The sequence below is a fragment of the Roseitalea sp. genome, assembly GCF_984466335.1.
The window spans coordinates 570-5,070 of record NZ_CFIFWG010000190.1 but is presented as its reverse complement, the minus strand read 5'-3'; the positions used below and the strand labels follow the sequence as shown (position 1 = coordinate 5,070).

Genomic DNA, 4,501 nt, shown 5'->3' with positions numbered 1-4,501 from the left:
CCGCAACGTCGATATCGGCGAAGACCGCTTCGGGATCGACCGCGACGCGATAGATTTCAGGGCGCGGCACGACCGGCCTCCAAAACCGCCATCACGCCGCGCAGCTCGGCCAGACCCTTGAGCCGGCCGATGGCCGGATAGCCGGGCTGCGAACCGCGCGCCGCATCGTCCAGAATTTCGTGGCCATGGTCGGGCCGCATCGGGATCGTATGGTCCGCCCTGCCCTCGGCCCGGCGCCGCCGTTCCTCGGCGACAAGCGCCTCGATCACGGCCACCATGTCGGTCTGACCGGCCAGATGCTCGTCCTCGGCGAACGCGCAGGGCACCGTGTCGCCGCCGCGCGAGACATTGCGCAAATGGACGAAATGGATGCGCGGGCCGAATGCGCGCACCATGGCGGGCAGGTCGTTGTCGGCGCGCGCGCCGAACGAGCCGGTGCACAGCGTCAGCCCGACCGCCGGGCTCGGCACGGCGTCGAAGAGATGCCGGACATCGTCGGCCGTCGACCAGACGCGCGGCAGGCCGAGCAGTGGCCAGGGCGGATCGTCCGGATGGCAGCACAGCCTCATGCCGTGCTCCTCGGCGACCGGGGCGACGGCCGTCAGGAAATCGACATGGTGCGCGCGCAGCCGCCCGGCGTCGATGCCGCGATAGTCGGCGAGCCTTGCCCGCACATCGTCGAGCGTCCAGTGCTCGGCGGCGCCCGGCAGGCCGGCGGTGACGTTGGCCGCCAGTTCGGCCCCGCGGTCCGCCCCCATGGCCGCAAAGCGGTCGGCCGCCGCGCCGATCACCGCCTCGGGGTAATCGTCGCCCGCGTCCGGCCGCCCCAGAATGTGCAGATCGAAGACGGCGAAATCGATCAGGTCGAAGACCGTCGCCCGGCCGCCGCTTTCGGTCGGCGCGCGCAGGTCGGTCCGCGTCCAGTCGAGGACCGGCATGAAATTGTAGCAGACCGTTTCGATGCCGCAGGCGGCGAGGTTGGCGAGGCTTTCGGCATAGCGCGCAATGTCGCCGCGCCAGTCGCCGCTCCGCGTCTTGATGGCCTCGGAAACGGGCAGGCTCTCGACCACCTCCCAGGCAAGGCCCGTCGGCGTGCCGTCCGGGTGGGTCGCGACCTCGCGCTGGCGCTTTTCGATTGCGGTGACAGGCCAGACGGTGCCGGGCGGAAGCTGGTGCAGCGCCGTCACGATCGCCTCGGCGCCGGCCTGGCGCGCGTCGGCGACCGTAACACCGTCGACCGGCCCGAACCAGCGCCATGTCTGCCGCACATTGCCCTCCCAATTGGGCCGATACTAGTATACCAGTACGGATCGAGCAACGGCCAACCGCGCCCAGAGATGAAATCATGGCGGCGATGACACCGCACGTGCTGAGCGCTGTGCTCAGATGCCCCGTTCCGAAACGGGGCGACGCGCCGATCACGGTGTTCGAGGCGCAGGAACAGGGCCCGTTCGTTGCGCAGCGCATCGCGATCGAGGCCGACGATGGGGCCGTGCCCGGCACGCTGCTGCTGCCGGCGGACGCCGCAGGCCCCCTGCCCGCCATTCTCTACTGCCACGCCCATGGCAACCGGCACGATATCGGGGCCGCCGAGCTTCTGGAAGGCCGCCGGGCGCTGCGCGATCCGCCATACGGGCCGGCGCTCGCCCGGCGTGGCTATGCGGTGCTGTGCGTCGACATGCCCGGCTTCGGAGCGCGGCGGGCCGAGGGCACGGAAAGCGCCCTGGCCAAGGCGGCGCTGTGGCGCGGGAGGACGCTGTTCGGCAGGATGATGGCCGATCTGTCCGCCGCGCTCGATGCGCTTGCCGCCCACCCCGCGGTCGATCCGGCCCGCATCGCCACGCTCGGCGTTTCCATGGGCGCCACGCATGCCTACTGGCTGGCGGCGCGCGACGGGCGGGTGGCCGCCTGCGCGCACATGTGCGCCTTCGCCGACATCGGCCCGCTGATCGAAACCGGCGCCCACGACCTGCACGGTCCCTACATGACCCTGCCCGGCCTTCTGGACCATGGCGACATGGGAGACGTGGCGGCGCTGGTCGCCCCGCGCCCGCAACTGGTCGCGAGCGGCGCGCAGGACCCCCTGACCCCGCCGCAAGCCCTGCGTCCGGCGCTCGACCGGTTGCGCCAAGCCTATGACGACGAGGGCGCGCCGGAGGCGCTGACGGTGCTGACCTCGGCGGATACGGGCCATGAGGAAACGGCTGAAATGCGGGCGGCGGTGCTGGGGTTTCTGGCGCACGCGCTGAGGGCGACGTGAGTTTCCTCTCCCCGGCGGGAGAAGAACCGATCGCGGCTCCTATTCCGCCGCCTCCCGATGCGCCGACGGATTGTTCGGGTGCTCGGTCCAGTTGCCATAATCCGGATCGATCGGCCTGCCCGTTCGCGGGTCCACGCCGGATATCGTCTCCATCGTGATGCAGTCGTCCACCGGGCACACATTGACGCACAGATTGCAGCCGACGCACTCCTCGTCGATCACCTCGAACCTGCGCACCCCGTCGACCATGTTGGTGATCGCCTGGTGCGAGGTGTCCTCGCAGGCGATGTGACAGCGCCCGCAGGAAATGCACAGATCCTGGTCGATGCGCGCCTTGGTGACATAGTTGAGGTTCAGATACTGCCAGTCGGTGACGTTCGGCACCGCCATGCCGCGGAAATCCTCGATGCCCGCATAGCCCTTGCCGTCCATCCAGGCTTCGAGCCCGGCGGCCATCTCGCCGACGATCTTGAAGCCGTAGGTCATGGCGGCGGTGCACACCTGCACCGTGCCGCAGCCGAGCGCGATGAATTCGGCCGCATCGCGCCATGTGGTGATGCCGCCGATGCCCGAGATCGGCAGGCCGCGGGTTTCGGCATCGCGGGCGATCTCGGCCACCATGTTGAGCGCGATCGGCTTGACCGCCGGCCCGCAATAGCCGCCATGCGACCCCTTGCCGTCGATGGAGGGCTCGGGCGACATGGAATCGAGATCGACCGAGACGATCGAGGAAATGGTGTTGATCAGCGACACCGCGTCCGCCCCGCCCGCCTTCGCCGCGCGCGCGGGGTAACGGATGTCGGTGATGTTCGGCGTCAGCTTGACGATCACCGGAAGATCGGAATGCCGCTTGCACCAGCGCGCGACCATCTCGATATAGTCCGGCACCTGGCCAACCGCCGAGCCCATGCCGCGCTCGCTCATGCCGTGCGGACAGCCGAAATTCAGCTCCACCGCATCGGCGCCGGTCTGCTCGACGCTTGTGAGGATGTTCTTCCAGGGCTCTTCCTCGCACGGCACCATCAGCGAGACGACCATCGCCCGGTCCGGCCAGTTCCTCTTGACCTGTTCGATCTCGCGCAGGTTCACGTCCAGATCGCGGTCGGTGATCAGTTCGATGTTGTTCAGGCCCAAGAGCCGCCGGTCCGGCCCCCAGATCGCGCCGTAGCGCGGCCCGTTGACGTTGACGACGGGCGGGCCGGCCTCGCCCAGCGTCTTCCAGACGACGCCGCCCCAGCCCGCCTCGAAGGCGCGCTCGACATTGTAGCGTTTGTCGGTCGGCGGCGCCGAGGCCAGCCAGAACGGGTTGGGCGAGGACACGCCGAGGAAGCTGGTTCGGAGGCTGGCCATGATGGTCTCCTTCAAGTTTGAACCTGTGGCAGGCCCGCACTAGGATGCTGTGAAGCGCAAGTCAGCGAGATGGAGCGAGCAAGATGGCGCGAGAACGGAAATTCACGGTCCAGCTTCAGCCCGAACCGGAGGGGGGCTTCACCGTGCTGGTGCCCGCATTGCCCGAGGTGGTCACCTATGGCGACGACGAGACCCAAGCGATGGCGAACGCGCGCGAGGCGATCGAAGCCGTGCTCGACTATTATCGCGACGAAGGGCTGGAGATCCCCGACGATGTTGAGACGCAAATCCATCACCTGACCATCGCCGCATAAGGATGGCGCCTCATGGCCTGCCGGTCGTTTCGGGCCGGGACGCTGTCCGCGCTCTCGAAAAGCTGGGCTTTGAGCTTCATAACGTCCGCGGGAGTCACCATGTCATGAAGCGTGCCGGACCACCTGCGCGCGCGGTGTCGGTTCCCGTTCACGGGCGCAAGGAACTGCCAAGGGGAACCCTGAAGGCGATAATCGAGCAATCCGGCGCCACGAAAGAGGAATTCGTGAAGGCTCTCGGATGACGCGGTGCGAACCTGGCGTGGTGCAGCCTGTGCAACGGGCGCCCGCCTCGTTCCTGGTCGCACCATCGTCCCTACCCCGTCAGCGCTTCATGAATGCTTTGGGCGGCGATCTTGCCGTCCTCGACGGCGACAACCGTCAGATCCTCGCCGCCGGCGATGCAGTCGCCGCCCGCCCAGACTTTTCCGTGACTTGTGCGCCGCGCCCCGTCGGTGACGATGCGCCCGCCTGAAAGATCGATGGCGACGCCGCCGAAGAGCCCGCCGGCCGGGGTCTGGCCGATCGCCTTGAAGACCTGATCGGCATCCAGCGTCACGGTCTCGCCGGTGCCGGTCAG

At 68.4% G+C, this 4,501-nt stretch carries 6 protein-coding genes; 3 read left to right on the top strand and 3 right to left on the bottom strand.

Features of this window, described 5'->3' with window-relative positions:
* Window positions 1–56: 56 nt before the first annotated feature.
* Window positions 57–1,268: a mannonate dehydratase gene (gene uxuA, locus AC5E6L_RS13890; RefSeq protein WP_491774066.1), complete on the bottom strand. Its 1,212-nt coding sequence runs from the start codon at window positions 1,266–1,268 to the stop codon at window positions 57–59.
* Between the two features lie 77 nt (window positions 1,269–1,345).
* On the opposite strand from uxuA, the gene AC5E6L_RS13885 reads away from it, so the two are divergent.
* Complete coding sequence (locus AC5E6L_RS13885; RefSeq protein ID WP_491774064.1) at window positions 1,346–2,260, top strand: alpha/beta hydrolase family protein; 915 nt, start codon at window positions 1,346–1,348, stop codon at window positions 2,258–2,260.
* Between the two features lie 39 nt (window positions 2,261–2,299).
* On the opposite strand, the gene preA is transcribed toward AC5E6L_RS13885, so the two are convergent.
* A complete protein-coding gene (gene preA / locus AC5E6L_RS13880) occupies window positions 2,300–3,610 on the bottom strand; it encodes an NAD-dependent dihydropyrimidine dehydrogenase subunit PreA (RefSeq protein ID WP_491229297.1) in 1,311 nt (436 codons plus the stop codon).
* Between the two features lie 83 nt (window positions 3,611–3,693).
* Here preA and AC5E6L_RS13875 point away from each other — a divergent pair, with 83 nt between their 5' ends.
* A complete protein-coding gene (locus tag AC5E6L_RS13875) occupies window positions 3,694–3,924 on the top strand; it encodes a type II toxin-antitoxin system HicB family antitoxin (protein WP_491229296.1) in 231 nt (76 codons plus the stop codon).
* Between the two features lie 2 nt (window positions 3,925–3,926).
* Window positions 3,927–4,166 carry a type II toxin-antitoxin system HicA family toxin gene (locus tag AC5E6L_RS13870; protein WP_491774062.1) on the top strand — a complete coding sequence of 80 codons (240 nt, stop codon included), beginning with the start codon at window positions 3,927–3,929 and terminating at the stop codon, window positions 4,164–4,166.
* Window positions 4,167–4,237: 71 nt separating this feature from the next.
* Here the strand turns inward: AC5E6L_RS13870 and AC5E6L_RS13865 are convergent.
* A partial coding sequence (locus AC5E6L_RS13865; RefSeq protein WP_491774060.1) for an FAD-dependent oxidoreductase occupies window positions 4,238–4,501 on the bottom strand: 264 nt, incomplete at its 5' end.

Bases quoted from the DNA above. Each gene is read 5' to 3' on its own strand.
- AC5E6L_RS13885 (WP_491774064.1), top strand. From the start codon at position 1,346: ATGGCGGCGATGACACCGCACGTGCTGAGCGCTGTGCTCAGATGCCCC.
- preA (WP_491229297.1), bottom strand. From the start codon at position 3,610: ATGGCCAGCCTCCGAACCAGCTTCCTCGGCGTGTCCTCGCCCAACCCG.
- AC5E6L_RS13875 (WP_491229296.1), top strand. From the start codon at position 3,694: ATGGCGCGAGAACGGAAATTCACGGTCCAGCTTCAGCCCGAACCGGAG.
- AC5E6L_RS13870 (WP_491774062.1), top strand. From the start codon at position 3,927: ATGGCGCCTCATGGCCTGCCGGTCGTTTCGGGCCGGGACGCTGTCCGC.